Genomic DNA, 25,283 nt, shown 5'->3' on the forward strand with positions numbered 1-25,283 from the left:
TGCGGAACGGCACTCCTGCCTGTGTGGGTTGTACAGATAGGCTATGGGCGGGTGTGGTGGTGCGAGAAGTGTGAGAAGGAGTATAAGGGGTGATGTCATGTACCCTCCAAGCCATCAGATTTCATCAAACTGGAACTAATAAAAAATTATCAGGAGGTAAGAAAAATGGAAGAATCTAAACAGTGGTATGAGAGTAAAGGCGTATTGTCCAGCCTGGTTATTATCGCGGCATCCGTAGCGGGCATGGCGGGATATGTGATTGACGAAAAGGCGCAGGCAGAGATTGTCGAATTTGTTTTTATGGCTGTCACGGCTATCGGTGGAGCCATATCCCTCTATGGCAGAATTAAGGCTACCAAGGTGATTCGGACAGCAAAAGGGGAGTAACCGCATGAAAAAGTTACTCCTTGCATTACTACTCATACTGTCCCTGACATCCTCTGCATCTGCGGAGGATTACTCCCTAAAGCCCTTGGGCGCGCATCCATCCCCCATAACCGCCACAGTCCAGCAGGACACAGTTGTAGATGAGGACTTCCCGGCTGAATTTACCCTACCGTTGTTGCCGTTCGTATTGGATCAGGACGGTTACGGTATGTGCGTATCGTACTCCCTGCGGGCTGTGCTTGATATGCAGGCTGTGGCTGATGGCGACTTTCACAGTCACAGCGCGGCTTTTATTTATGGCAACCGCAAGGTAACCGACTATCAGGGTGAAGGGATGTATCCGTATCAAGCATTGGCCAACTTGCAGACGGACGGGGCTTGTTTAGACAGCGAGTTTCCCGCCCGGAATGAGTACCCTGTACTTAGAAAAATGATAACCGACAAGATGAGGGTATCCGCTGCACAGCACAGGATTGACAGCAGCAGGCACCTTTATACGCCTGACGAGGTTAAGTCCTGCCTGATACACACCGGGGCTGTGTCGATTATGATACCTGTCTATGACGAGTTTTATGATGTGCGTGACAGTGGTATCCTGCCGATGCCGGACACGACTGTTACACCTAATGGCTATCACGAAATGACTATCTGCGGCTGGCGTAACATTGGCGGGGTGGAGTATTGGCGGGTGTTGAACTCTTGGGGCGGTGGTTGGGCTTATAGTGGGTACTGTTTTATGCCGCTTGACTACCCTGTAATTGAGATGTGGGAGGTTGCTGTTAAGGCGCCCGAGCCTCTGCCGGAGCCGGAACCCCTTCCTGCTGTGCCAAGTGTCACCATTAGCGAGATTGATTTTACGCTGACTGTTGATGCTGTGAACGTGGAGTGTCCTGTGTACCAATGGTGGCTGCGGGATCTCAGCGGCAGTTGGTACTGTGTGCGGGACTATGGGCCTGATGCTACTATAACGCTGTCGGAGCTGCCGGCCGGAGATTATGAGGTGGTTGTCTACGTCAAGGAGCAGGCGGCGGGGTGGGAAACTGCGAAGTATCAGGTGTTGGAGAACAGGCTGTATCTGCATTGATGTGGGAGTGGATAGAGTTGCAACTAATGTGCGGAAGGGGCGAGGCTGTGAGCATAGCAGACTATAACAAACTTTTAGATGACATCCAGCGGCTTATCAACTACGGCAGGACAAAGGATGACCCGCGAGATTTGTTTCAGGTTTTGAGCAACATAGCTGTTACGGCAGGACAAGTTAGATATTAGATATGAGAGCCGCCCTTTGATTGGGGCGGCTTTTTTTATTTGTAGAAATTTCAAAGTACCTCTTGACTATTAATATATTAACATGTTAATATACATTTGGGTGGTGTAGGCAACGGTTCCTTCAATTGCGGATTGATACAGACACCGTTGCCGCCTGTTCCCCCGCTTATATTGGCAAAAATCTTCGGTGGTGCAGCATAGAGTTACTTCGCCTGTTAAGCGAGAGGTTGCAGGTTCAAGCCCTGCCAGGGCGCAAGCCCTGTAGCTCAATTGGTAGAGCGCTTACGTTACTCTCTGCGTTTATTCCCCGAAGATTTTATTTTATTTAAGGAGGTATTTATGAAAACCAACAAAAAACCCATTGATTACCGAGTTGACAAAACAGAAAGAGTTGCCGGAGGTTATGGTTCTTTCGCTGCTAAACAGGGTGCAGAAGAACTCTTGCGGCGCGCTGTCATGGCCTGTCTTTTGTGGGAGGATAATTTTTATGAAGATGGGGTTTCTAGTGCTATTAATATCAAAAACCTTATCCCGCAAGTATCTCCGGGCAAAGTATTTTCTATTGCGGTTGAGGCAAGAGAAAAGCAAAAACTGCGGCATATTCCTTTGTTCATAGCCCGCGAAATGGCCCGGATTGATACACATAAAGGAATCGTTAGCGAACTTTTGCCGCGAATCATCAAAAGAGCCGATGAATTGACAGAGTTTATTTCGCTGTACTGGCGGGATGGCAGGCAGTCGCTATCCAAACAGGTAAAACTCGGATTGGCAAAAGCGTTTCATAATTTCAACGAATACCAATTCGCCAAATATAACAGGGACGAACAAATAAAACTTCGTGATGTGCTGTTTATGGTACACCCGCACCCTGGCCAGAAAGAGGATCTATTTAAAAAGATTGCCGAAAACGAATTAACAGTTCCCGATACCTGGGAAGTTGCATTGTCAGCAGGAAACGACAAAAGGGAATCATGGACACGCTTAATCGACGAAGGGAAGCTGGGGGCGCTGGCCTTTATGCGGAATCTGCGGAACATGGAGCAAGCACAGGTTAGCCGCTCTGTGATGCAAAAAGGATTTGATACTATTAACCCGCGCTGGCTTTTGCCTTTAAACTACTTTGCCGCCGCAAAACACGCTCCGAGTTGGGAAAGGGAAATTGAAAGTGTAATGCTGCGGGGTTTGTCCCAAGTACCGAAACTTCCCGGCTATACTATATTTGTGGTAGATGTTTCCGGGTCAATGAAACAGCCGGTTAGCGATAGAAGCGAGTTCAACAGATTAGATGCCGCCGCGACGATGGCTTTGATTGCTTCTGAAACCTGCGAACATATTTCCTTGTATGCAACTGCTGGGGACGATGGTAGAAGGATCCACCAAACAGAAAAACTAAAACCGCGCCGGGGGTTTGCGCTTTGCGAGGAAGTTAAAAACGCTAGGGGCCGGCTGGGTGGAGGCGGGATATTTACCCGCCAGTGCCTTGAATATATAAAGGAACATGAAACCGAAAAGCCGGATAGAATTATAATTTTCTCCGATAGTCAGGATTGCGATCTTCCGGGCCGTCAAATTCCGAAACCGTTTGGGGACAAAAACTATATCGTTGATGTTTCTTCTCATGCCAGGGGCATTAATTACAAAGGAGTCTGGACGGCAGAAATAAGCGGATGGAGTGAGCACTTCCTGAATTATATCTTTGCTTACGAGGGGTTGAGCGTTGAAGATGGGCAGCAATAAAAAACTCGTAGGAATATACCTCACACTTGAAACCTTGAAGCGGTTAAGGATGTATGCCGCGAAGAAGTTTGTTTCACTGTCGGAAGTTGTCGAAAATGCGGTTAAGGAGTTTTTGGATCGTAATAACGACAAACACTAACAGCCGAACTCATACGCAGGATTATAGATGAAGCGAGGAAGGGGGAGAAGTAGATGGTAGAAGATTTACAATTGAGGCATTTTCTATGGGATGAAGGAACAAAAAACGGGAGAAAACTACAATCTGACGAGGATAGGCTTGAGATAGAAAACCTCAAAGCTAAATTGAAACTGGCTGATGCAGTTGTGGAACTAGCACGAAAAGGCATGGGGATTATGCCGGTTGCATGGATGCGTGAATTTCATAAAGTCATAAAGGCATATGACAACGAAATTAACCCTTCCCCCACAGCCTAGCCCAAAAGCTAGGTTTTTTCTTCTCCATCCCTTCCAGCCTTGCATCTATAGCCTCCAACAGCCTGACTTCCATCCCCATTATGAGGTTTTCCAGCACTTCCATCCCCATCTGGGGAGGTGCAACCCCTTGTAACTCTACCGTTGTAATTCCGTTGGAAGTGGAAGGGGATACCAAAAACGCTTCTAGGGATTCCACAGGTATCATCCACCTATGCCCACCAGGTATCTCATCCATGACGGCTGTTAGCTTGCCATCCTTTATGTATTTGCGGATGGTTTTGGTTGAGCGGTTGAGGTATTTGGCGGCTTCGATGATGGTTAGGTGGTTCATGTTATCAGCCTTTCTGTCTATTAACAAAATTTAATATTCCCCCGTGGCACTACTACTGTCCCATGCCTAGTCAATACTAACACGTTTTTAGGGCCTTTCCCATAACCACGGCATATCATCTTCCCTTTTTCTTCACGCCACTTAATGTCAGGCATATTGTTTTTTTCTGCATAGTGAATTTGAACATCTTTCATTTTTAGCACCCTTTCTGTTGATAACTTCGTTTCTTACAAGCAATCCGGCAACGCGAGGGAAGTAAAGACAGAGATCCCCTTGCAAAAAGGGATACTCAAAAACAAACAATCCGTATAACGCTTCGGTCGTTCGCTTCGAGGCACATATTACTGCGCTCATGCCGTTTTGGTGCGCTGCTCGGTCAGCCTGTAACAGCTCAACATGAATCCTCTATTGCACATGGCTCATCCCTGCGGTGTCCAGAGGGCGTGTCATCACCTGTTTGCATCCTGGCGGTTCTTCGATACAAGGGATAAGAGCAGACGGATTCCGCTCTATCCTGGAGGCGCGACTGTTACATTACCGGACGTCATCACGAACGCTACCCGGAAGTGCTTTTTGAGGACTTTTGCACCAACACCTAGCAACCCTCAAAAATAAATGAAGGTGACTTGTGAGAATTTCCACAGTCACCGTCTTGACACAGTTAATGTTTACTGTTAAAATAACAATAAACAGTTCTTTGGGCGGTGTCTGTTGCACTTCCCACCTGAATCTCCCGGTTCGCCGCCGTGGAGATTCTTTGATTTATGAAGTTATATTTCTATAATTATACCATATATCGTACTCAAAAAGCAATAGCAAGAAAAAAACAAGCCCCTCATTTAGAGGGGCTTTCTCTTATTGCGTCTGAAATTATCTCCATCATCCTATCTTTAGCCAAACTGGATAGCACCATCAACACACCCAAGTCTGCCAGCCAGATAAATTCTTTCCCTTTAGGAAGCGACTTCGTGACTGCTACCATTAATTCTAGGCTAACTGCAATCCCCTCCCCTTCTGTACTGCCTTTGCCGTATGTCATTGGATCAACGAACATATATTCTTTTAATATTATACTCCTATGGGGAAGGAATTAAAAGGGTACTCTGCCGACACTTGCCGACAAATTACGACATTATTTATACATTCCGTTAATCAGGTTTTGCAGCTCATTAAACTTGTCCTTAAATTCAGCCATCTTCCTATATATAGCTTCCTGTTTATTCTCTGGCACTTCATCAGGCAAGGTGTGCTTATAGCGTACCAGCAATTCATTTAAAGGCACACCGTAGCATTGTGAGAGTTTGCGAAGCGTATCAGTACCGGGGCGTTTGATCCCACGTTCAATCTGGGACAGATAGGAGTTATTCACAACAACCTTTGCCTCGACATCCTCTAAAGTCATATCTCTGTCATTCCGCAGGCTTTTCATATATGCACCTTGCCGTTGTAGTTCTTCAGGCTTCATCTTCACAATAAGCACCTCCTTTTATATAAATAGTCTGTAAACTTCATTATACAGCATGATACAGGAAATGTATTAAAAAAATATTAAATTTATATTATTTTTTTCTTGCCATAGCACGAAAAGTATGATATTATTTGTTCAAGAGTTAGAAAACAGCTTACATTTAGGAGGAAAACTTTGAAACCAGTATACGCTACAAAAAGGAACAAACTGGCAACCGCAGTAATGCGGAAATTGATGTCGCAAACAGACTTTGCAAAGGCTACAGGCATTAGCATACCTTATTTTAATGCGATCATCAACGGCAAGTGTACGACAACTGAAAAGACAGCTCATAAAATAGCAGATTACCTTAATAGGGATGTTGGCTATTTTTTTGTTGTCGAAATGCACCAAAGAAAGAGAAAACAGGAACAAGAGAACGAAAGGGAGGAGTTGCAATGAAAGAGATTCCATTGACACAGGGTAAAGTTGCACTTGTGGATGATGATGACTTTGAATGGCTGAGCCAATGGAAGTGGTGTGCCATTAAACACTGGAATACTTTTTACGCCATGAGGATGTCAAAAACCGTAAACGGTAAAAGGGAAAACATCCAAATGCATCATGCGATTATCGGCAAAAAAGAAGGGCTTGTGACAGACCACATCAACGGCAATGGGGTAGATAACAGGCGCGAAAATCTCCGGCACGTAACCCACAGACAGAACGGGCAGAACCGACACCACGAAAAAACTTCAAAATACCTTGGCGTTCATTGGCATAAACCCCTTAATAAATGGCTGGCACAAATCCAGATTAACGGGCAAAAAAAGCATTTAGGTGTGTTTAAAGACGAACAGGCGGCATACCATGCTTACTACAACGCAGTTACCGCACTTGGTGAAACAATATTAGTTAATAGGGAGGGAACACAATGCCAATAGGGATAGCAGCGTTCGTCATATTTTGCGGCTGGATGACATTAGCGATGTGGGCAGGCGAGCCGATAGCGAGGTGGTTATTTTGATCAAGATCACGATTGAGGGATGGAAAGAAGAAGCGGTGGTGACTGAAGGCATTACAAACTTTAACCTACAGGCTGACACGGGCGACAAAATCACTTCGGCGTCTAAATGCACCAGACAGTTTATGGCTTTTGTTGCGGTGCAGGCTTTGGTCGAGTTTATCAATGCTGGCAACAAGGAGGGATAACACATGAAAGCAACAGTAACACACATCAACAGCCGCGTATCATCCGACGAAATCCGTCACATCTACAAGCAGCCCACCCACCGCGACACAGCAGCAGGCTTCCTCGACTGGTTCAGCCGCATAGACAGGCGCATCAAATTGGCGGTGCTGACGGCAGCGTGGCTGTGGATGGTATATGGACTGTGTGCAGCGCTATAAAGCCCAAGCATACCGGACAGACATATGGCAAGCGGCACAGGTGCATTGTGTGCGGGCGGCTGCATACCTGGGCCAAAAGCAAGCCTTGTTATTTTTGCAGGAAGGAGGGGAAGGGCGAAGGATGATAAAAGGCGCGATTCGTTTTGAAAATATCCGTCCACATAAGAGGATATGCGCCCAATGCGGCAAGGAGGTTCGTGGTCGTAGCGGGTTTCTTATTTACACAATTGGCCGCGGTAAATACTTGTGCCACGCCTGCGGGGATGCCATTGAGAAAAAATAAACCGCCCCACAAGGCGGCATCAAGGAAAATGTTACTGAAATTATAACAAGCCATCGGAGGTTATGTCAATGAGTAAGGCGACAGAAGCAACGCAAGCGATAAAGGCGGCATGGGCAGCAGTAAGCCAACTAACAGTCCCGGTTGCCATCAGCCAAAGCGAGGTTCACGTGCTAGGCTATCGCGCCTTGGAGCAGATTCCGGGCGAGACAGTCCACCGGCAGATTGGGCAGGGACGGATGGCGGTGCATGAGATGTCGAGGACGCTGGATGGCGTGCGGTTTTACTGCCTGCTGACACAGAGGGATTATGAGGGACTAGAGGGAGGGGAAGGGTAAATGATACATGGATTGTGTAGCGATTGTGCTAGATACCATCCGACGGAATCACAGTTAATGGGCGAAAATGAAGAAATCTGCAAAAAGTGCAGTTGGCTTACAAGCGGCGACGCTGATAACTGGAAGCCAAAAATGGAGGAGGAGAAAGCGATGTTCAAGGTGGGCGATAGGGTGCGGAATAAGCGGAATGGTGATACAGGTACGGTAAGGGCCTTTAAGAGCGGTGAGTATGGCATTGAGTATGACACTCCCAATTATACGCATGAATTACAAAGTGCAAAACCGCCTGTTAGTTGTAAAGAGAATTGCGGTAGGTGGGAAAAACCTGAATATATCGAACTCATCCCCACCCTCATAAACACCACCGCCCGCGACTCGGTAGCCTCTGCCCTGCGCGAGTGCGCCGACAAATACGCGGGGATGTTTGCGGTGGCTGTTGCGGCGATTGAGAAGGCTGATAGGCCAGAGGTGGTTATGGAGGCAAAGAAAGGGTTGCTGTTGGGGATAGTTGGAGGCTTGCCGCTTTCTACGGATACTTGTTATTTTTGCCAAGTATATGGGTTTGGGATTGGATGTGTCAAGTGTGAATATGCCAAACATCATGGGGGCGATTGCACAGATGGAGAAAGCGACTTCAGAAATATAGACGATGCAAGGAAAGCACTATCTAAAACACTCGGCTCCTACTATTCCGGCGAATCCTACGACCCCGAACGCGAGGCGCGTCATGCTGAATTTCTGCGGCTGAAGGCAGAATTTGAGGGCTAGCATCCTAGCCGCCATCATCCTCATAGCCTGCTGGACTCCGCTATCCGACTTGCCAAAGGTGGTAATTACCCCAGTTGAAGTATCGCGCGGCGGGGAGAGGCCGGCGGTGATGTTCGAGGCTACCGGATACTGTAACTGCGCGGTTTGCTGCGATTCTGAAACAGGGATAACGGCCAGCGGCAAAGTGGCCAGCAGTGAAACTGTATCGGCTGACTGGGATGTATTGCCTGAAGGAACCTGGGTAATCATTGAGGGGATAGGGCGCAGGGTGGTACAAGATCGAGGGGCTGCCATTAGGGGGAATCGGCTGGATGTGTGGTTTGAGGATCATGCGGCGGCGTTGGATTTTGGGAGAAGGCAAGTAATGGTGAAAATTGAGGAGGGGTAAAGATGAAATTTACACCGGGGCCGTGGAAGGCAATCGCGACAGCATTCGACCTTGAGACAGCGCAAAACGCGATTGTCGGATCTTTTGATGTAATACTTCCGGCGCAGTCAATGTCAGTGCCGGAAATGGTTGAAAACGCTAACCTGATAGCCGCCGCCCCTGATATGTACGAGGCGTTGAAAGCGTTAACGGATCTTATGATTGATATTTCCAGAAGCGGAGCAATTAATTTATCAGAGGTGGGATATGCCGTAATAGATACGGCATCTAAAACGCTTCGCAAGGCAGAAGGTTGCTAGGCCCTAAATACGGTGATCCCCGCCTCATGGATAACCTACCCCTGCCAGCGGGGATGGTGGTGGAACACGCCATGCTACCTGGCATACCGCTAACGATAATCAGCGGGCCGCATGAGGGGGTTACTGGGGACACATATAGGGTGCTGCTGCCATCAGGGAAAGTGGAGAGGGTGAAAAGGGGGAATCTGATTATATGACAAACATCACCTGCAACGCCAACACCTGCATACATCACACAGCAGGGCATTGTACGGCGAAGGCGATAACGCTGATTTACCGGGAGTTTAACATTGAGGATGACAGGACTACCGATGTGATTGACTGTATCAGTTGGGAATATGACAAGGGGTGGAGGGAGAAAAATGCTGCTAACAAATAGTTCAATCGGCTTGTTTAAAAACTGCCGGAAAGCATGGCATTACCGCAACAATGAACTGCTAGTACCGCGCCTTCAGAACACAGCTAGAGGCATAGGTTCAGCCGTCCACAAGGGACTTGAAACAGGCAGCGTTGAGGATGCCCTTGCCTTATTCGCTGAAGCGTTCCCAAACAGTCAGGATGAAGCTGACAGCTTGGAAACCAACAAGGCGATAGTACAGGCCATATTAGAGGGATACTTTGGATTATATGGCAGATGCTTTCCTGAAGCGGAGGAATACAGGGCAGAACAGATATTTGAAGTTGACATAATAAACCCGCATACAGGGGCAAAAAGTAAATCATTTACACTATCTGGCAAAGTGGATGGATTAGCTTTAATTGACGGCAGATGGTGGCTTGTGGAATACAAAACAGCGGGGCAGATAGGGAAAAGCTACATAGATAAGCTATCCCTTGACACACAGGTTACAACCTATATACATGGCATACAAACAGCATTAGAAATAAACATAGCAGGCGTAATATATCGGATACTGCGGAAGCCAACCATTAAGCAGACAAAAAAGGAAACCATCTACCAGTATCTTGACAGGCTGACAGCAGACTACAAGGAAAGGCCAGAGTTTTACTTCTACTCTGAAAAACTATACCGCTCACAGGATGATTTAGCAGAGTTCAAAAGCGAACTGTGGGATTTAACACAGGATATGTTGAAGTGTAAACGTGAAAACCTCTGGTATAAGAATACAAGTCGCTGCATGGATTGGGGAAATTGCCCCTATATGCCTCTTTGTTGTCAAAAACCTGATGCAATAGATATGTATATGAGGCAAGAGCAAAACATTGAATTAAGGGAGGATAACAATGGCTGTGCTGCCAATTAAAGAAACCACACCAAAGGAAAACCTTGAAGATTTTATCATCTACCTACATGGGATGCCAGGGATAGGTAAATCAACATTCTGCTCACAATTTCCAAACCCAATATTCGCTGCAACAGAACCAGGATTAAATTCATTAACCACATGGAATACACCCATTCCTGATTGGAATACCTTTCTGCTTTTCGCTAAAGAAATAAGCGAAGGGAAGCATGAGTTTAAAACGATTATCATTGACACCGTGGATAACCTTTATAAATACTGCCTTGATTTTATCTGCCAGAAAAACAAAATAAACTGGCCTGCTGAAAAAGACTATGGACAGGGCTGGGCGATGGTGCGGGATGAGTTTATGAGGGTTATAACCAAACTAGCTTTACTGCCTTATGGATTGGTTGCTGTATCCCATACCAAGTTTGAAGAAATCAAAACAAGGACAGGATCATACAACAAAGCCGTTCCTACCCTTTCCAAGCAAGGCAATGAAATAATAATGAACCTTGCTGACATTACCCTTTATATGGACACAACCACCGAAGAAGGAGTGGAAAGCAGGGTAATAAAAACCAAGCCTTCCGCTTATTGGACAGCAAAGGACAAAACAAAGCGTAACATCCCTGAAATAATTGAATTACCCATAGCCAAAGAGAGTGAAATGTTTACCATCTTTAGCAATGCCTTTTACGGCATAGAAAATAATAAGGGGGATAAATAATAATGAGTGAATTCACAGAGGCTTTAGCACAATTTGACGATGTATGGCAAGAGATTCCAGAGGACACAGGAGAAAACAAATACGCTGACCTGCCGGATGGAACATATCAGGCTTATATCAACGAAGTTGAAATTGGAGAAAGTAAAAAAGGAAACCGCCTGCAAATGAAATGGGACTTAATCGCAGTAGCACCGGAAGAATTTAAGGGCAGGCATATCTTCAGATATTCTGGTCTTGAAAGCAAAGAGAACCTTGAATTTCTGAAGCGTGATCTCGGACGCTGCGGATTGAATCTGGAAAAAGTCAGCGAACTGCCGAATGTGTTGCCGGAACTGCTTGATAAGGTGGTTGAGGTACAGCTTAAAACAAAAACCAAAGGGACGGAAAGCTATCAGAATAGCTATATAAACAAACTGCTTGGGATGAAGAACGAGGGCGGCGTTGAGTTGAGCGAAGGGGATTTACCCTGGTGAGCCGCCGGGACGATTTGCTCACAACCGCGCTGGCTAGGATAGTGGAGTTGGAGGCATTGTGCAACAGATACCCAACTGCTTACGCATATGAAAGGGCCTGTGATGCGCTCAATAAACACCGTGAACGAGCAGACAAGTTGGAGGCAGAGAATAAACTTTGCCGCGACAGGCTAAACGCAATCAACGACCTTACGGTGGGATGGCAGGAAATAGAAGTGGGGCGGCTAGCGGCATGGTCTGTTATCGACAAAATTTACAGGTTGAGCCTGCTACCAGTAGAGAGGGAGGCATCTAATGGCTAAATACATCTGCCTTGCTTGCGGCTATGAGGATGGGGAGTGGGCTTGCAGGGAGTGCGGAGGGCAGTTGATTAGGGGGTAGGGTGAAAGGGGTAGTTGATATGGATTATTCAGAAAAAGACATTGAAGATTATCTTGCAGATGAAGATGTGTTGTCAGAAGAATTTGGCTTGACGTATTTACAGCGACAATTTCAAACAAGCTATGGCATAATTGATATTTTGGCCTATCAAGAAGAAACTAACACATTGGTTGTAATTGAGATTAAAAAGGGGGTTATAGACGAAAACGCAGTTGGGCAAATAATGAGATACATTGGGTGTATGAATGATCTAATCATCCACTGCAAAGAAAGCGATAATCCCAACGATTGTTTTAAAAACATTGACAATGTTACTGGTTTGTTAATAGGAAGTAAATTAAGTGACAATGCCATAAGTATTATTAGACATTTTGATTTTTTAGATTTTTATTCACACAATATTAATATGGTTATTGAATTAAGTTCTGAATCTTATACCAGGACGGCAGAATCGCTATTGTCTGACTTTAAAAGGCTAACAGAAACCATACAAGACAGAGTTAAGTATGCGATGGACACTTTTAAAAAACTTGCTGAATACGAGAGGGATAAAGCGAATGAGGCTACACAACCGGCAGATCAAGGCGACATTCTGGATAGATCCTGACCTACTACAATGGCAAAGAGATAAACGATGGCTATATGAGGGGTTAACGCAACTAGCGGACGATAGTGGCTGTTTGGAAGATAGCCCCTTTGCTTTCAAACTCCACTTATTTCCCTCCCCTTTAGACAAGGATATAACTGTTGATAAAATAGCCAAGTGGCGGGATGAAATACTTAAACAAAAGAAACTAATTCGTTATATGTCGGCAGGCAAGCCATACCTTTATATGGTGAACTTTCATAAACACCAGACGCTTGACAAGCCGACACCGCCTAGTAAAGCCAGTATTCCCTTGCCTTTGTGGGTTGAATGGGTGGAGGTTGTGGACGAAGGACGGTTCAATAGACGTAAATCGAAGTACATTGTCCGGGAAATGTCCAGGACAAGTCCCGCCCCTGCCCCCCTAGAACTAGAACCGGAACTAGAACCGGAACTAGAACCGGAACTAGAACCGGAACCTATTAAAACACTTGCGCAAAACGCCTTTGATATATTCTGGTCTGTATACCCTAAACGCAAAAGCAAGGGTGACGCTGAAAAGGCATGGGCGAAAATCAGCATGACAGATACCCTGCTGACAACCATCCTTGACAGCATAGCGAAAGGCAAACAGTCACACGATTGGACAAAGGAAGGCGGCAAGTACATCCCCTATCCGGCAACTTGGTTGAATAGGAAAGGGTGGGAGGATGAATATGAGCAGGTTGAAAATGTGCCGGACGCATGGCATGAGATTAGAAAATTTGGGAGGGAAGAAGAATGAAAATTACAATCGAGGGATGGGAAGACAAAGCGGTGGTAATCGAGGGCATTAAAGAATTTATGTTATTGGCAATCGAAAAAAGTGGGCAACATACCGAGGCGATTAATGCAGGGGCTATGCCATGTGCATATTTTGCAAGACGGTTAACCCTTCGTTCTGATAGCGAAATAATTAATATATATAAAAAGAACCAGATACCCATAGAAATGAAAATAGAGGCATCCCATGACTAAATCCGACTTATCTAAACTATTCGCCTTCGTAACCGCCCTCTACCCAAACATCACCGTCAAGGCAGGCACACTAGAGGCATGGTTTGAGATGATTGGCGATCTGCCTGCTGACTTGGCGAAGGCGGCGTTTATGAAGGCACTGGCACAGCAGGAGATCCCCTGCCTGCCTGCGGTGGGTAAAATCCGCGAAGCCGCATTGTCCCTGTCCGGCAACAAAGCCCCCACGGCACTAGAGGCATGGGGGCAGGTACGCGAAGCCATCAGGCGCGATAAGCCTGCCTCTACCCTGCACCCTGCCATCCAGAAGGCAATTCTAGCGTTCGGCGGGCTGGATGGGATTGGCTACAGCGAGAATATCACCTACATAGAGGGCAGGTTCCTGAAGGAGTACAATCCGTTGATGGTGGAGGAAAACAATCAGGCGGTGCTGCCTGAAGCGGTGCGGGCGTTTATCGGGAGTGCTGAAGTTAAGAGAATAGGGGCGTGAGAATGTGCCATCTTTTGATGTTGAATTTGAGGTTTTCTGCGGTAAATGCGGTGCAGGGCTTTGTAATAATAGCGAAACCGCTTCAAGTGGCAGATATGGATTAAAAGTTACCGTTGATCCATGCGAAGGGTGCTTGGATAATGCTAGGCAGGATGGGAAAGACGAAGCTGAAAAAGAAATGGAGGAGCAGGAGAATGGCTAACAACTACCCGCCCTGCCCCAACTGTGACATTGGCGTAATCATGGTGCTGCAAGACAAAGAGGAGCGATACGGCAGATGCCTATGTGCGAAGGGTGAGGGTGAGTATAAGGGGCTGCCTGCGGTGTCTGGTGTGCAGTATCCATTTAAAAGTGATGGGAAGATGATGGCGAGCGGGGAGGTGGTGGATGGTGACTTTGACTTCTAGTAAGCAAACACCCTGGACACCCCAACAAATAGCACACATAACCGCCAACTACGGCAAAATCCCCGACCGCCAACTAGCGGCAGAGTCGGGGCATGGCTACAGGGCATTCAGGAGCAAGGTAAACAAGTTGAAGCTGAAGCGGTACAAGCCCAAGAATACAGTCCCACCGGCGGCAAGGGCAGGGTTTGAGATGCTTGTCGCGGCTATTCGGGCAGGGAGGCTAGAGTTTTGAAAACACCCAAGCCCCTCCCCGACATCGACACCCTAAAAGCCGCCTACTACCGCACAGGCAGCGTCAAGAAGGCTGCTAGATCCCTGCACATAGCACAATGGCGGGTATCATCGGCACTCTTTGACGCAGGTATCACCTCAATGCGGGGATATTACCCCGAACGCAAGCCGCGAAAGGGCGATGCGCTGACAGAAAGCGCCTGCCCGACTTGTAAAAACGCAACCGCCATAAAATGCCCCTTCATGCGGGCGGTTCGTGACAGGGCGGGGGATGTGCTGGATAGGATGGGTGCTACATATAAAACTAAGCCTTACAAATATAGCGGTGGCGGCGGGATAGTCTACGAGGTAACGCTTTACACAGTGCTATCCTGCCCGCGACATAGTGCAGGCGAGTTGGACTTGTGGAACAGGATTAGTCCGGCAGGCGGTGGAGAGTCGGCAGAGTTGAGGTATCCGCATGGAGTAGGGAGGATGTAAATGCCACCAGAAGTACAGAATTACCCTTTTAACGATAGCAAAGTTGGCGGGTGTATCATTTTAAGGTAAGCAGGTTATCCACAGCTTAAAACGGCAAATAGGAGGGTGATATTTTGGATAAGAGTTGTTTGTATTGCAATAAAAGTCCATATGGGGATACAAGAAACATTGGGACACAACGCTTTAATAATAAAGCAGTATCAAATATAAAACTGAATCCATGCGACACAAGCCTTTTAACTGCTCTCACATGGAATGTCCCAAACGATGGAGCCAATAGTTACACCGTCACTACTAGAATTAATTACTGTCCTATGTGCGGGCGCAAGCTGGTGGAGGCATCATGAAATGCACCAACTGTAAAGCGGCGGGAGAAGTCATATGTGAACGGGAGGCATTGTCATGACTAAGCCCGCACAGAAAACCATCATCCAGCGCCTCGATGATGAGGCCATGAAAACGCCAATTGCTGATAGTAGGATAGGGCTGTGCAGGTGGTGGGAGAAGCGGGATGAGGATGAGAGTGTTTATGGGCGGCTGAACAGGGAGGCGGCGGGGAAGTGATTGTAATAAAGTCATTTTGCGACAATCGGGGCGGGGGAAATGGCTATTTAGCCTATGTTGGCGAGTATGGCGACACAAGGGAGCAGGCAAAGGCGAATATGGATGCTATCATTGACAGTTGGGAGGCGCGGGGCGCGAAGGCAGAGAGGGAGAGGATTATCAAGATGTTATTTGAGAGGGCAATACGGCATAAACCTCCTCAATGTGTCCCTGACGGCAAGAAGAAATGCCCTTATCCTAACGCTTGGGAATATTCAGGGTGTATGGCGCATTGGCGGGATTGGATGGGGGTAGATGAATGAGCAAGCGTATCCAATTTACCGCATACGGCATACCGCAGCCTAAAGGCTCGACAAAATCATTCGTTGTTAAGGGCAGGGCAATTACCACAAGCGCGAACGCGAAAGTCAAGCCGTGGCAGGAGATTGTAGCCTACGCAGCGCAACAGCACCGCCCGCCTGAAATATGGGTAGGCGGCATCGGAATCAGGCTTGATTTTTACTTCCTGCGCCCCAAGTCAGTCAGCGAGAAGAAACGCCCTTATCACACGGTAAAGCCGGATGTGGACAAAATAACTCGCTCAACCCTAGATGCCTTAACAGGGGTGATATTCGCAGATGACAGTCAGGTTGTGAGTTTGATAGCAGGCAAGGAATATGGCGATCCGAGGGTAGATGTGCAAATATGGGAGGTGTAAGGCAATGAGGCAGGCATACCTACGTCAAGCCGATAACGGCAAATGGATGGAGGCAATCGTTGATTTCCACTTCGATGTGGCTACCGGCAAGGATATTGGTGTTGTAGTGGAGTTTAATATATACGATGAAAAACCATATTTTCCAAAGGGCAGTATTATTTATGAGAAGGTGAAGGCATGAGGCAGGCGATAATTGAGCGGGTGGCAAGGATGATATACCCAATGTTTTATGATGAGTTACGCATACCAGATAAAAAAGCGTGCCATGAGGATGCTGAAAATTTACTTGTAGAGATAGGTTTTTTTGAACTGTTGCAGGCGGCAGAGGAATGTTTTCAGCGGTGCGACCCTACAAGGGGCGCATGGACGCAAATTGGGAAATGCGAAAAATGCGGCACAAATATCCCGACAATATCATGGAAACTGTGTGATTCCTGCGCACGGGAAAGGCTCGAAGCCGCCATCACAAAGGCAAAAGGCGCATGACGCCCTATTGCACCAAAAGTTACCCTGCCCGCAAGCTCTCACCCGAACGGCTAGAGAAAAAGGGCTGCATGGACGATAGGCGGCAGCATGACGGGCGGTGTCGGTGGTTGGTGATGTTGGATAAGCGAGTGAAAGGGGTGGCAAGGTGAGCAGTTTAATGGATTTATATGACGATGAACTCATTGGCCTAATGAGCGAAATGGCAGCAGCAATGGAGTCGGCTGTTTATGCGTACAAGGCAGAGGATGAAAAAGAGTTTGATACCGCTATAGGCAAACTGCTAGTGTTGCAGGCTAAAACCAAGCAGAAGGGGGCGCAGATATGATATCTCTTGAGTTAGCGAAAAAGCTGAAAGCGGCGGGGTTGAAGTGGGGGCCGAAAGAGGGCGATTGGGCTTTTAAGGGGGGCAAAGACAAACCCTTTTGTGTTAGTGGTATGAATTGTTTTACTGTCGTAGATCAGGTTGATAGATATGTCTTTGCGCCCTCCCTCTCCCAACTGTTGGCAGGGATTGAGAAGAGAGTACATTGGTATGGGCTATTTAGATACCATCCAAGAAACACAAAAGAGTATAAGTCATATTTAGAGATTACTATGCTTGATGTAGAAAAGGAGTTCAACGCCGACACCCCCGAAGAAGCTGCCGGCCAAGCGTTACTCTGGATTATCGAACAGGAGGGCAAGTCATGAAATATAAACCAGAGGATTATCTCGATAGCGGATTTTATTCAGACATGGATGATGATCTTGAAAATAAAAAAGAAAAAGTAGTAAAGTGCCGCAAACAACATGAATGTGCTACATGTGAAGCGGAGATTGCAATAGGCGCATACGCATTAAGGGAAACCGGGTTCATGGAAGGCAAGCCTGTGTCGACCTATACGTGTTTGCCTTGCATAGACGCATGGCTTGAGGAATCGGAGCAAGTAGGGCAGGAGGGCAAGGCATGAACGATAAATCATGTAGTTGCTGCAAGCACTGGGAAACGTGCAGCGCTGATCGCGGGCGGCGGTGCAGGGTATGGGACAATTACAACAGGCGGGTTGTGGATTTGCTGCTGTGGGAGGGGGAATATGATGATGATTAGCTGGCTGTTATGTATCGCAGGGGTGTTGTTGCTAGTGGTGTTGTTTAATGGACTAGATTTATAAGGGGGTGGCATAACTGACAGACATGGAACTCCTTTTTTCGCAGGCTAAACGGCAGGCCGCCTGTGGCTGTACCCGCCCTAGGTGCTACGTGTCATGCCCTACATACCTGGTGCGCTATGCGGGCGAGGATGAGCGCTGGCTGTACCTGTCGCAGACAAGGCCGCCAGACAGGCGAGAGGTGGAGGTTATGCCGCCGGGGGTGCCGTGTTTTAAGGGCAGTAGCAAAAGCGGGCGCAAGCGCAAGGGGCAACAGAAAAAGGTGGTTGTTAATGTGTGGGAGGGTATATAAAAATATTATGTTGACAATGCTATGGGTTGACTGTAAAATATAATTGGTATTTGTAACCAATCCCCTGCCAATCGGCGGGGGTATTTTTATTTACAAGCGGCGCGGATGCGGCAACGTGTCCCGCCGGTTCCCCTTTGGGGATGTTGCTTTTCTACTCGGATGCGGGAAAAGAAAAACACCCTTGCGGGTGCTATACTTCTAAATATGTGTTGATGCACTTTCTTATATAGCATTGTTTTAAATCGAGCAATCTAGAAAGTTTTTTAATCCCCTGTATTTTAGGTTCAAAAGAATATCCGTTAACCCTTACGTATTCATGCCATAAATCGCGTCCCTCAACAAACATTTGATTTCTTGTCATTCTTACTTCTTGCCTCCCTTCGCCAGATACATCTTAATTGCCTCCTCCACCACCTGCGCCTTAACTGCGCCTGTGGCTTTACAGTGAGCGTCTAGCGCCTGGTAGGTTTCTACTGATAGTTTGGTGCTAAGAGCAATTTGTGCCATTGTTAGTTTGCCTCCTTTTTATTTATTAAGTGTTACAGGCTTTCAGTATCATAAAGCAGTTCATCGTATTTATCACCAAGGAAACGCTTTAACTGCTTGGTTTGTCTTTCAATTACCCTGTAGATTCTTTCAGCTTTCCGGCTGTCGGTATCGTATCCGTATTCATTGGCCCAATCCTCAAAGTTGCGGGCGTTTTCAAATCCTGATGTGTCGGAAGCAAGGCAGTTTAAAACGCTTTCTGCTGTGGGTTCTCCGCTGATGCCATAGCCCTGGCTGAAATAAGTTGTGAGTTGGCGGTTGTCCATTTTTAATACTACCTTGTAATGGTTGGCATCTTTCCAATCTGGATTGTTGCGGTTGGTGTCTGCCCATTCGTTGGTAATTCTGATTTTGTTGGCGTTGATAAATTCGTTGATAGTTTTCATTTTAATTTCCCTCCCTTATTTGCCTGCTGTCTAGCTGGCTTGATTACATGATAAATCAATCTGTCTAGCTTGTCAACACATTATTGCAAATTATTTTTGCAGATGTGCTGAAAAAGCCTGCAAAGGCAGGTGGCTGTAGGGGAAAAAAGTTTGCAAATTTGCGTTGCTTCTATAGAAAAGGCGGTGATTTTGTGAGAAATGCAGTTGAGTTGGATGATGAATTAAAAGCGCAATTAGTGGAACGGGCAGAGGGAGAGTATAAGACGCAGATTCAGGGTGAATGGGTAGGCGGTGAGGATGAGCGGGGATAGGGAACATACCAGGCTGATGATTATAAGGCGTTAGAGTGGACGCTGTAGGGCTAGAATAGACAACGGGAGGCAGAATAATGTTTAAGGCTAGCGTATTTGGGGATGATGGGGATTATATTGAGGTTACCGGCACAGCGTTTGCGAGCGAAGAGGCAAGACGCAACTTTGATAAGATACCCAAAGAGATGGCTGATAAAAGTGCTGTTAGGTGGGTAGAGGCTGTGTCTTTTGGCTATTCTGACTGGCGGGATATTGACTTAGATAGACAGGATGTAACAACCAGGCTGATGATTAGCTGGCGTTAGGATGGATGCTGTAAGACTAGATTATAGATAGGATGTGAGATGTATGGCTGATGAGGTTAATTTAGGCGGTAGGCCCTGCAAGTTTCAGGATGGCGAATATGACATATCCGAGATTAAGGATTATTTTAACGATGGAAACCATTTCAAGGATGAAAAACATCTTTGTAATTACATAGAAGATAACATGGAAAGCTTTTGCAGCGAAGTTGGGATTGATTATAAATCGCATACCCGGGAAAGTTATATTGTGAGGCTGAAAATGTTTGGGAAGAACAAACCGAGGATAGATTTTCTTATTGAGGAGAAAGATAAAGGGATTGTGCTATTAGAGATAAAGCAGCCTAGGAATACATACAGGGAAATAAATAGCGCCATATCCCAAATGCTAGACTATTATCTTACGGCTGAAGAAGCAGGGTATAAGATTAATAAAGCCATTATATTAACCACAAAGATAAATGACACCTTCACGAAAATAGTAAACAGGTTCAACCTGCCAATAGAGTTGGTATTGTTTTCTAAGGGATGCATGGCGGTGTGGCAGAAAGAGGTGAGTTGATTGGCACAGATGGGCAGGCCGGTAATTCCATTTGATAAGGTGCTATTTGAGGACTTATGCAATATTCAATGTACTGAAACAGAGATAGCCGCAACAATGCGTATTAGTGTTGATACGTTGGAGAGGCGAGTTAAAGAGGAATATGGTGTAACATTTGCGGAGGTCTACGAACAAAAAAGGGAAGGCGGCAAGGAAAGCCTTCGCCGGGCACAGTGGAAGTCTGCAATTGATGGCAAAAACCCTGCTTTACAGATATTCTTAGGCAAAAACATTCTCAACCAGTCAGACAAGCAAAGTATCGACATGGATCTATCAGGCGACGGCATCACCATCATCTTAGGTGACAAGCCAAAGTCTGACTAATATCTCCTAAATCTTGGAGTTATGTTCCGATAATAGGCGCTATGTCACCTAGATAAACCCTGTAACCCTTGATATGACTACACTCTCAAAGTTGACATAATCTCTGACTATTTGACTATGTCTGACATACTAGATATGGTAGTCAGATGCAGCCAGTTTACCAGTGCCGACAGGGCTGCATAACGCTGATGGGGCAGGTGGATGTGTAATTGTAGACACCCCCCCCACCCCCTACCCCCATGTGTCAACGGGCGGGAGTCCCGTTTCCTCTGGGTAGTATATATCACCATACCCTAACAGCATCAATTTTAAGGAGGTATCCCATGCTAATAGAAAAAGTCAACACTCCATCCTACCAACTCACCCTAACAGCAGATGAAATGACTCGGCTGCTGCGGGTATGCCAGAAAGCGAAAGAAATTGTGTCAGATGGCAACCCTATTCCAGCATGGGAAGCGTTAGGCTTTTCAGACGCTTGTTATTTCTTTGATATTCTTAAAGCATTGCGTTCTGATGATGGTTTCTAGAAACCCAATCTCATATATCACAAGTCAAATTTTTAAAAATAAAATTTACAGAGGTGAGCAGATTGCAACGCTTAATCAGTGAAACAATTACCCGCGAATATGACAAGGACGGTAAGGTTATAAAGGAGATTATCAATAGGGAATACGACAAGCCATATTTATTCTACCCGCCATATGTTCCGACAACTCCCTGTGAACCCTATGCCAGCCCTTTTGTTTATCATCAATGGGTAGCGCCAGATACAAGCAACATACGAGTTACCCTTTAAAAATTCACAACTTTACCCTCTCTCTCCCGGCAGGCGCACCCCTCCTCTTGCGTCTGCCACCCCTTTATGGGGGCATGAGCAATACAAGTCAAACATAAAGATAAGAAGACAAGAAGGGCGATTCAGCAATACCAAGGGCTGAGATACCCTAAGTGTTCACGCTGGCGAACACTTTGTTCACGCTGGCGAACACTTTTAGCCTAATATCTGGTAAATGGGGTATGTTTAATGCCTGATGAAAAGTATGTACTCATGACAGAAACAACATTACCTGACGGCAGAATTAAGCGCACTTTTACCGAGCCGGACACAGGTGAAATAAAGGGCAGCGGAACACATGGGTATAGGAGTGCCACAGAGAAGCCTCACAGAACAGAAAACCCTCCGTTCGCTAAAGTGTGGATGCCTAACTTATTAAAACTGGTAAAACTAAAACAACTGAGCCAGGGCGAAAAAGCCCTGGTTTTTGATTTACTGGTATTCCTTGACTGGCAGGGCACTATGTTGGTCCACCCGGAGAAGGGTTATGCAGTCAACACCCACGACATAGCGGAGTACCTGGGGCTTTCGTTGGGGTTTGTGTCTGAAACAATGACATCCCTACATGATAAAGGGGTTATCGGTAAATTCAGCGCAGGCAAGGGCAGGCCGCACAGATACCACCTTAACTGCAACATAGCCTTTTACGGCAAGAACATGAACGACATGAGGGACTATGAGCGATTTAACCGGGACTGCTCATATAGTCCGGTACAGGCGATAAGGTACGAACAAGAATATTCGGACATCCGCAAGATAAGGCGGGATATTTGCGATACCACATACACCGTAGATAAAAAAAGAGATTAATTTTAATAGGCTAGGCTGATCACCGAAAGCGCGGCCCTCCCACCGCGCCCGCCTATTTATTTACAATGGGGAGAATATAACCGGGGGAGTGGTTAAAATAAAAGAGGGTAATTATACCATAACGACACGTATATATCAAAAAACAAAAAAGGTATATAATAAAATATGTAGAATAATACAATGAATATAAAGAAAGAAACGCCCGAAGGCGCTTCTTTCCGTCTTCTGCTAAGCTCGTGGTTGTGCAAGAACCACGAGCTTTCTCTTTGGTACGAAACACGGAATGTTCCAGTAAACAAAGAGTACACAATCCCCAATAGTAATCTTTACCTTGTGTCATAGGAAAGTCAGGCCATTTCTGCCAACCAAAGCTAACACTAATTAGTTAACAAACCTCCAATTTAAGGAGATGATTATTTGAAAGGCTTACCAATTGTTGAAGTCCATTGGCTAGATGCTTGTCGTGCGGAGGGGTGTCCTTTCCCAAAAGATTTTTCTAGTTCATTAGTCCCGCAAATAAGCTATGGTTTGTTGTTGCAAAAGAAAAAAGAGTGCATAGTTATACTTCAGAACTACACACTCTATCCAGGAGACCAAAGTCATGATTATTTAGTTATCCCGGGCATATGGGTGAGAGAAATTAAGGAGCATGGCTCCGCTATACTACCCAACAAGAGAGGGAGCGAAGAAAGTTAGTCGTTTGGTTGATATTATCTGATTTCGTGTATAATAAAGCTAGGAGTGCCAGAAGATTATTTAGCGATATCTTATCTTCTCCTAAGTGCTAGTTGCTGCTAGCACTTTTTGTTCTTCAAAATACTTGACTATAATGGATTTTTATGTTAAAGTGTTAATACAATAAAAAATGGCGGAGGGGCCGGGATTCGAACCCTACGGCTGTCCATGTCGCATACTCTGATCTAAACAGAGTTTCCGAATCTTCGGGGAAACCCCTCCAATATTCCTCTTGGAAAATAGGCCTATCGTTGGTAGCGGGGGCCTATTTCCTTTACTCTTACAATTTTACCACCTTACATTAACCGCTAAAGAGCATCTTACCTGCCATGTGTAGGATAAGAATCCGGCTGTACGATCTATGGCCGGTTTTATTTTGTTTTTTAATTGGAGGGTTGATATGGCAACTAAAAAACCTACGAGGGAGTGGGTAGCCCAACCTAGGCAACAGAGGTTTTTATGGGAAGTGGTTGACCCGGAGGGGGCAGATGAAATACTCTACGGCGGGGCCGCTGGCGGCGGTAAAACTGATGCCCTCCTAATCGCCTGTATTTTATATTGCCAGCAATTCGGCGTTAATTCGTTGTTTCTGCGAAAGACATTCCCCCAACTTGAAGGCAAGCCAATCCCTAGAAGCAAGGAACTAATCTCGAAAGCCGCCGCCACCTACTCGGAAACCAAGCACAAGTGGGTGTTCAAGAAAACAGGTGCGGTGCTTCAGTTTGGCAGCCTGGACAAGTCCGGGGATGAGGAAGATTACCAGGGGCATGAATACGGCTTGATAGCATGGGATGAACTGACTCACTTCCCTATACAGCCGTATGATTACCTGCTGTCGAGAAACAGGAACATCAAGGGCGGCGTGAAGTCAAAGGTGGTTGCCGCCACAAATCCTGGCGGTAGAGGCCACAGCTGGTGCAAATCCCGGTGGAAAATCGGAGTCATGCCGCCTGAAAAGGGATGGCTGGCAGAACCCACCCCCGCACAGGCAATGGCAGGAGTCCCAACCAGGAAGCGTATGTTCATCCCTGCCAGAGTAGAGGACAATCAGATTCTAATGGATGCCGACCCTTTCTATAAAGCAAATCTCTTGGGCCTGCCTGACCAGCTAAAGCGGGCACTCTACGATGGCGACTGGGATGTATTTGCCGGTATGGCCTTTTCCGAATGGCGCAACTATCCCAACCCGGACAACAAGTTTACTCATGTTATCAAGCCCTTTGAGATACCTGCCAACTGGGAGCGCTTCACCACCCTTGACTGGGGCTACTCCAAGCCCTTCTCTGTGGGGTGGTGGGCAATAGACTTTGACGGCAGGATATACCGATACCGCGAATGGTACGGCGCATCCGAGCCTGATGTTGGCCTGAAGATGGATCCGGTTGAAGTGGCGGTAGGCATCTTGGAGCGCGAGGCAGGAGAGCCAAAGCCCCGGTGGCGAGTGGGTGACCCTGCGATATGGGCCAAGCCGCAAGTGGGCGGGCCATCTGTAGGCGAGTTCTTCCAGGGCAAGGGCATCTTCTGGCGCAAGGGCAGGAACAACCGCATCCAAGGCAAGATGCAGGTACACCACAGGCTGAAGTTTGACGAGGAAGGCTACCCCGGCCTGTATGTGTTTGATACCTGTCAGGAGTTTATTAGGACATTTCCTGAATTAATTTTAGACGATAGGAACCCGGAAGATATAGACACAACGCAGGAGGATCATAGCTTCGATGAAATGAGATATGGCTTGATGGAACGGCTTTACAAGACGGAGAGGTTTGAAAGCAGGATTCTAACCGACCTGCCTCCTGACTTGATGAAAGACTTAAACGAAGATCCGAGGGCATTGCAGCATTATCTTGAAACGCTAAAGGCGGGTGTGTAAATGGCTAAAATCATTCATTTCCCCCCAACGCTGGCAGACACTCCTTTGGCCTTTATCGGAGAGTGTCAAGGGGTAATCAAGGAGAACGATATTAAATCCATCTTGATAGCCTATAAACTTGATGACGGCTCGGTAATGACAGGTTATTTTGAGTGTGACTTTGGCACAAGGCAGGAACTTGCAGGGCATATCCAATGCGACATTATAGACCAGATGATTTTAGCAAACCCTGATAGGTATTAAAGGCG

At 46.5% G+C, this 25,283-nt stretch carries 41 protein-coding genes and 1 tRNA gene; 36 read left to right on the forward strand and 6 right to left on the reverse strand.

The genetic code is table 11. The annotated features are described in order from the left end of the window. Positions 1–165 precede the first annotated feature (165 nt). The 4 genes from M0R80_13555 (at position 166) to M0R80_13570 (ending at position 3,828) form a co-directional block, all read left to right on the forward strand. The gene (locus M0R80_13555) at positions 166–387 is read left to right on the forward strand and encodes a hypothetical protein (protein ID MCK9460659.1); all 222 of its coding nucleotides are present in this window, start codon (positions 166–168) and stop codon (positions 385–387) included. A gap of 4 nt (positions 388–391) precedes the next feature. Then, the gene (locus M0R80_13560) at positions 392–1,471 is read left to right on the forward strand and encodes a hypothetical protein (GenBank protein MCK9460660.1); all 1,080 of its coding nucleotides are present in this window, start codon (positions 392–394) and stop codon (positions 1,469–1,471) included. 524 nt (positions 1,472–1,995) lie between these two features. Then, on the forward strand, positions 1,996–3,393 hold the full coding sequence (locus tag M0R80_13565; GenBank protein MCK9460661.1) for a TROVE domain-containing protein: 1,398 nt from the start codon (positions 1,996–1,998) through the stop codon (positions 3,391–3,393). 192 nt (positions 3,394–3,585) lie between these two features. After that, positions 3,586–3,828: a hypothetical protein gene (locus M0R80_13570; protein MCK9460662.1), complete on the forward strand. Its 243-nt coding sequence runs from the start codon at positions 3,586–3,588 to the stop codon at positions 3,826–3,828. On the opposite strand, the gene M0R80_13575 is transcribed toward M0R80_13570, so the two are convergent. From M0R80_13575 to M0R80_13585, 3 genes are all read right to left on the reverse strand, one after another. Next, complete coding sequence (locus M0R80_13575) at positions 3,806–4,159, reverse strand: helix-turn-helix domain-containing protein (GenBank protein ID MCK9460663.1); 354 nt, start codon at positions 4,157–4,159, stop codon at positions 3,806–3,808. The two genes, M0R80_13570 and M0R80_13575, sit on opposite strands and share 23 nt — an antisense overlap. 835 nt (positions 4,160–4,994) lie before the next feature. Next, complete coding sequence (locus M0R80_13580) at positions 4,995–5,213, reverse strand: hypothetical protein (GenBank protein ID MCK9460664.1); 219 nt, start codon at positions 5,211–5,213, stop codon at positions 4,995–4,997. Between the two features lie 78 nt (positions 5,214–5,291). Beyond that, the gene (locus M0R80_13585) at positions 5,292–5,624 is read right to left on the reverse strand and encodes a helix-turn-helix domain-containing protein (GenBank protein ID MCK9460665.1); all 333 of its coding nucleotides are present in this window, start codon (positions 5,622–5,624) and stop codon (positions 5,292–5,294) included. A 177-nt stretch (positions 5,625–5,801) separates the two neighbouring features. Between M0R80_13585 and M0R80_13590 the strand changes: the two genes are divergently transcribed. From M0R80_13590 to M0R80_13705, 24 genes are all read left to right on the forward strand, one after another. After that, entirely contained in the window at positions 5,802–6,068 is a 267-nt protein-coding gene (locus M0R80_13590; protein ID MCK9460666.1) for a helix-turn-helix transcriptional regulator, read from the forward strand. Continuing rightward, entirely contained in the window at positions 6,065–6,550 is a 486-nt protein-coding gene (locus tag M0R80_13595) for an HNH endonuclease (protein MCK9460667.1), read from the forward strand. Before M0R80_13590 ends, M0R80_13595 begins: the two co-directional genes overlap by 4 nt. A gap of 79 nt (positions 6,551–6,629) precedes the next feature. Beyond that, a complete protein-coding gene (locus M0R80_13600; GenBank protein MCK9460668.1) occupies positions 6,630–6,818 on the forward strand; it encodes a hypothetical protein in 189 nt (62 codons plus the stop codon). 3 nt (positions 6,819–6,821) lie between these two features. Further along, positions 6,822–7,016, forward strand: a complete 195-nt coding sequence (locus M0R80_13605; protein ID MCK9460669.1) for a hypothetical protein — start codon at positions 6,822–6,824, stop codon at positions 7,014–7,016. After that, positions 7,003–7,299, forward strand: coding sequence for a hypothetical protein (locus M0R80_13610; GenBank protein MCK9460670.1), 297 nt, complete (start codon positions 7,003–7,005; stop codon positions 7,297–7,299). The genes M0R80_13605 and M0R80_13610 overlap by 14 nt, the downstream gene beginning before the upstream one ends. Before the next feature lie 392 nt (positions 7,300–7,691). After that, positions 7,692–8,402, forward strand: a complete 711-nt coding sequence (locus M0R80_13615) for a hypothetical protein (GenBank protein ID MCK9460671.1) — start codon at positions 7,692–7,694, stop codon at positions 8,400–8,402. 109 nt (positions 8,403–8,511) lie between these two features. Further along, positions 8,512–8,790, forward strand: a complete 279-nt coding sequence (locus M0R80_13620; GenBank protein ID MCK9460672.1) for a 3D domain-containing protein — start codon at positions 8,512–8,514, stop codon at positions 8,788–8,790. A 2-nt stretch (positions 8,791–8,792) separates the two neighbouring features. Continuing rightward, entirely contained in the window at positions 8,793–9,089 is a 297-nt protein-coding gene (locus tag M0R80_13625; GenBank protein ID MCK9460673.1) for a hypothetical protein, read from the forward strand. Positions 9,090–9,451: 362 nt separating this feature from the next. Further along, on the forward strand, positions 9,452–10,354 hold the full coding sequence (locus M0R80_13630; GenBank protein ID MCK9460674.1) for a PD-(D/E)XK nuclease family protein: 903 nt from the start codon (positions 9,452–9,454) through the stop codon (positions 10,352–10,354). Then, positions 10,335–11,066 (forward strand): ATP-binding protein, encoded by a 732-nt coding sequence (locus M0R80_13635; GenBank protein ID MCK9460675.1) that lies wholly within the window; start codon positions 10,335–10,337, stop codon positions 11,064–11,066. The genes M0R80_13630 and M0R80_13635 overlap by 20 nt, the downstream gene beginning before the upstream one ends. A 2-nt stretch (positions 11,067–11,068) precedes the next feature. After that, a complete protein-coding gene (locus M0R80_13640; protein ID MCK9460676.1) occupies positions 11,069–11,539 on the forward strand; it encodes a hypothetical protein in 471 nt (156 codons plus the stop codon). Positions 11,540–11,921: 382 nt separating this feature from the next. Continuing rightward, positions 11,922–12,527, forward strand: coding sequence for an endonuclease NucS (locus M0R80_13645; GenBank protein ID MCK9460677.1), 606 nt, complete (start codon positions 11,922–11,924; stop codon positions 12,525–12,527). Positions 12,528–12,600: 73 nt separating this feature from the next. After that, positions 12,601–13,290: a hypothetical protein gene (locus tag M0R80_13650; protein ID MCK9460678.1), complete on the forward strand. Its 690-nt coding sequence runs from the start codon at positions 12,601–12,603 to the stop codon at positions 13,288–13,290. After that, complete coding sequence (locus tag M0R80_13655) at positions 13,287–13,523, forward strand: hypothetical protein (protein ID MCK9460679.1); 237 nt, start codon at positions 13,287–13,289, stop codon at positions 13,521–13,523. Before M0R80_13650 ends, M0R80_13655 begins: the two co-directional genes overlap by 4 nt. Continuing rightward, the gene (locus tag M0R80_13660) at positions 13,516–14,010 is read left to right on the forward strand and encodes a hypothetical protein (protein MCK9460680.1); all 495 of its coding nucleotides are present in this window, start codon (positions 13,516–13,518) and stop codon (positions 14,008–14,010) included. The genes M0R80_13655 and M0R80_13660 overlap by 8 nt, the downstream gene beginning before the upstream one ends. 152 nt (positions 14,011–14,162) lie before the next feature. Beyond that, complete coding sequence (locus tag M0R80_13665; GenBank protein ID MCK9460681.1) at positions 14,163–14,417, forward strand: hypothetical protein; 255 nt, start codon at positions 14,163–14,165, stop codon at positions 14,415–14,417. 228 nt (positions 14,418–14,645) lie between these two features. Continuing rightward, the gene (locus tag M0R80_13670; protein MCK9460682.1) at positions 14,646–15,128 is read left to right on the forward strand and encodes a hypothetical protein; all 483 of its coding nucleotides are present in this window, start codon (positions 14,646–14,648) and stop codon (positions 15,126–15,128) included. Between the two features lie 402 nt (positions 15,129–15,530). Next, positions 15,531–15,692, forward strand: a complete 162-nt coding sequence (locus M0R80_13675; GenBank protein MCK9460683.1) for a hypothetical protein — start codon at positions 15,531–15,533, stop codon at positions 15,690–15,692. Positions 15,693–15,990: 298 nt separating this feature from the next. Then, entirely contained in the window at positions 15,991–16,389 is a 399-nt protein-coding gene (locus M0R80_13680) for a RusA family crossover junction endodeoxyribonuclease (GenBank protein MCK9460684.1), read from the forward strand. Positions 16,390–16,393: 4 nt separating this feature from the next. Next, positions 16,394–16,570 (forward strand): hypothetical protein, encoded by a 177-nt coding sequence (locus M0R80_13685; GenBank protein MCK9460685.1) that lies wholly within the window; start codon positions 16,394–16,396, stop codon positions 16,568–16,570. Further along, a complete protein-coding gene (locus M0R80_13690) occupies positions 16,567–16,875 on the forward strand; it encodes a hypothetical protein (protein ID MCK9460686.1) in 309 nt (102 codons plus the stop codon). Before M0R80_13685 ends, M0R80_13690 begins: the two co-directional genes overlap by 4 nt. A 145-nt stretch (positions 16,876–17,020) precedes the next feature. After that, positions 17,021–17,200: a hypothetical protein gene (locus tag M0R80_13695; GenBank protein MCK9460687.1), complete on the forward strand. Its 180-nt coding sequence runs from the start codon at positions 17,021–17,023 to the stop codon at positions 17,198–17,200. Continuing rightward, positions 17,197–17,565 carry a hypothetical protein gene (locus M0R80_13700; protein ID MCK9460688.1) on the forward strand — a complete coding sequence of 123 codons (369 nt, stop codon included), beginning with the start codon at positions 17,197–17,199 and terminating at the stop codon, positions 17,563–17,565. Before M0R80_13695 ends, M0R80_13700 begins: the two co-directional genes overlap by 4 nt. Continuing rightward, entirely contained in the window at positions 17,562–17,825 is a 264-nt protein-coding gene (locus M0R80_13705) for a hypothetical protein (GenBank protein MCK9460689.1), read from the forward strand. Before M0R80_13700 ends, M0R80_13705 begins: the two co-directional genes overlap by 4 nt. An 853-nt stretch (positions 17,826–18,678) precedes the next feature. Here M0R80_13705 and M0R80_13710 read toward each other — a convergent pair. Together M0R80_13710 and M0R80_13715 are read right to left on the reverse strand one after the other, a co-directional pair. Then, entirely contained in the window at positions 18,679–18,822 is a 144-nt protein-coding gene (locus M0R80_13710) for a ribbon-helix-helix domain-containing protein (protein ID MCK9460690.1), read from the reverse strand. 32 nt (positions 18,823–18,854) lie between these two features. After that, complete coding sequence (locus tag M0R80_13715) at positions 18,855–19,247, reverse strand: hypothetical protein (protein ID MCK9460691.1); 393 nt, start codon at positions 19,245–19,247, stop codon at positions 18,855–18,857. A gap of 83 nt (positions 19,248–19,330) precedes the next feature. Between M0R80_13715 and M0R80_13720 the strand changes: the two genes are divergently transcribed. The 6 genes from M0R80_13720 to M0R80_13745 all read left to right on the forward strand — a co-directional run bounded on the left by M0R80_13720 (position 19,331) and on the right by M0R80_13745 (position 22,430). Next, complete coding sequence (locus M0R80_13720; GenBank protein MCK9460692.1) at positions 19,331–19,558, forward strand: hypothetical protein; 228 nt, start codon at positions 19,331–19,333, stop codon at positions 19,556–19,558. Positions 19,559–19,635: 77 nt separating this feature from the next. Then, a complete protein-coding gene (locus M0R80_13725) occupies positions 19,636–19,863 on the forward strand; it encodes a hypothetical protein (GenBank protein ID MCK9460693.1) in 228 nt (75 codons plus the stop codon). Positions 19,864–19,906: 43 nt separating this feature from the next. Continuing rightward, positions 19,907–20,422 (forward strand): hypothetical protein, encoded by a 516-nt coding sequence (locus tag M0R80_13730; protein MCK9460694.1) that lies wholly within the window; start codon positions 19,907–19,909, stop codon positions 20,420–20,422. Then, positions 20,423–20,785, forward strand: a complete 363-nt coding sequence (locus M0R80_13735) for a hypothetical protein (protein ID MCK9460695.1) — start codon at positions 20,423–20,425, stop codon at positions 20,783–20,785. Between the two features lie 323 nt (positions 20,786–21,108). Further along, a complete protein-coding gene (locus M0R80_13740; GenBank protein MCK9460696.1) occupies positions 21,109–21,312 on the forward strand; it encodes a hypothetical protein in 204 nt (67 codons plus the stop codon). Positions 21,313–21,809: 497 nt separating this feature from the next. Continuing rightward, a complete protein-coding gene (locus M0R80_13745; protein ID MCK9460697.1) occupies positions 21,810–22,430 on the forward strand; it encodes a hypothetical protein in 621 nt (206 codons plus the stop codon). Positions 22,431–23,296: 866 nt separating this feature from the next. On the opposite strand, the gene M0R80_13750 is transcribed toward M0R80_13745, so the two are convergent. Then, positions 23,297–23,387 (reverse strand) — tRNA-OTHER (locus M0R80_13750). Positions 23,388–23,565: 178 nt separating this feature from the next. On the opposite strand from M0R80_13750, the gene M0R80_13755 reads away from it, so the two are divergent. Beyond that, positions 23,566–25,035: a terminase family protein gene (locus M0R80_13755; protein ID MCK9460698.1), complete on the forward strand. Its 1,470-nt coding sequence runs from the start codon at positions 23,566–23,568 to the stop codon at positions 25,033–25,035. Further along, positions 25,036–25,278, forward strand: a complete 243-nt coding sequence (locus tag M0R80_13760; GenBank protein MCK9460699.1) for a hypothetical protein — start codon at positions 25,036–25,038, stop codon at positions 25,276–25,278. The last annotated feature ends 5 nt before the right edge of the window (positions 25,279–25,283 follow it).

The organism is Pseudomonadota bacterium (assembly GCA_023229365.1).
In the GTDB taxonomy this organism is placed as follows: domain Bacteria; phylum Myxococcota_A; class Polyangia; order JAAYKL01; family JAAYKL01; genus JALNZK01.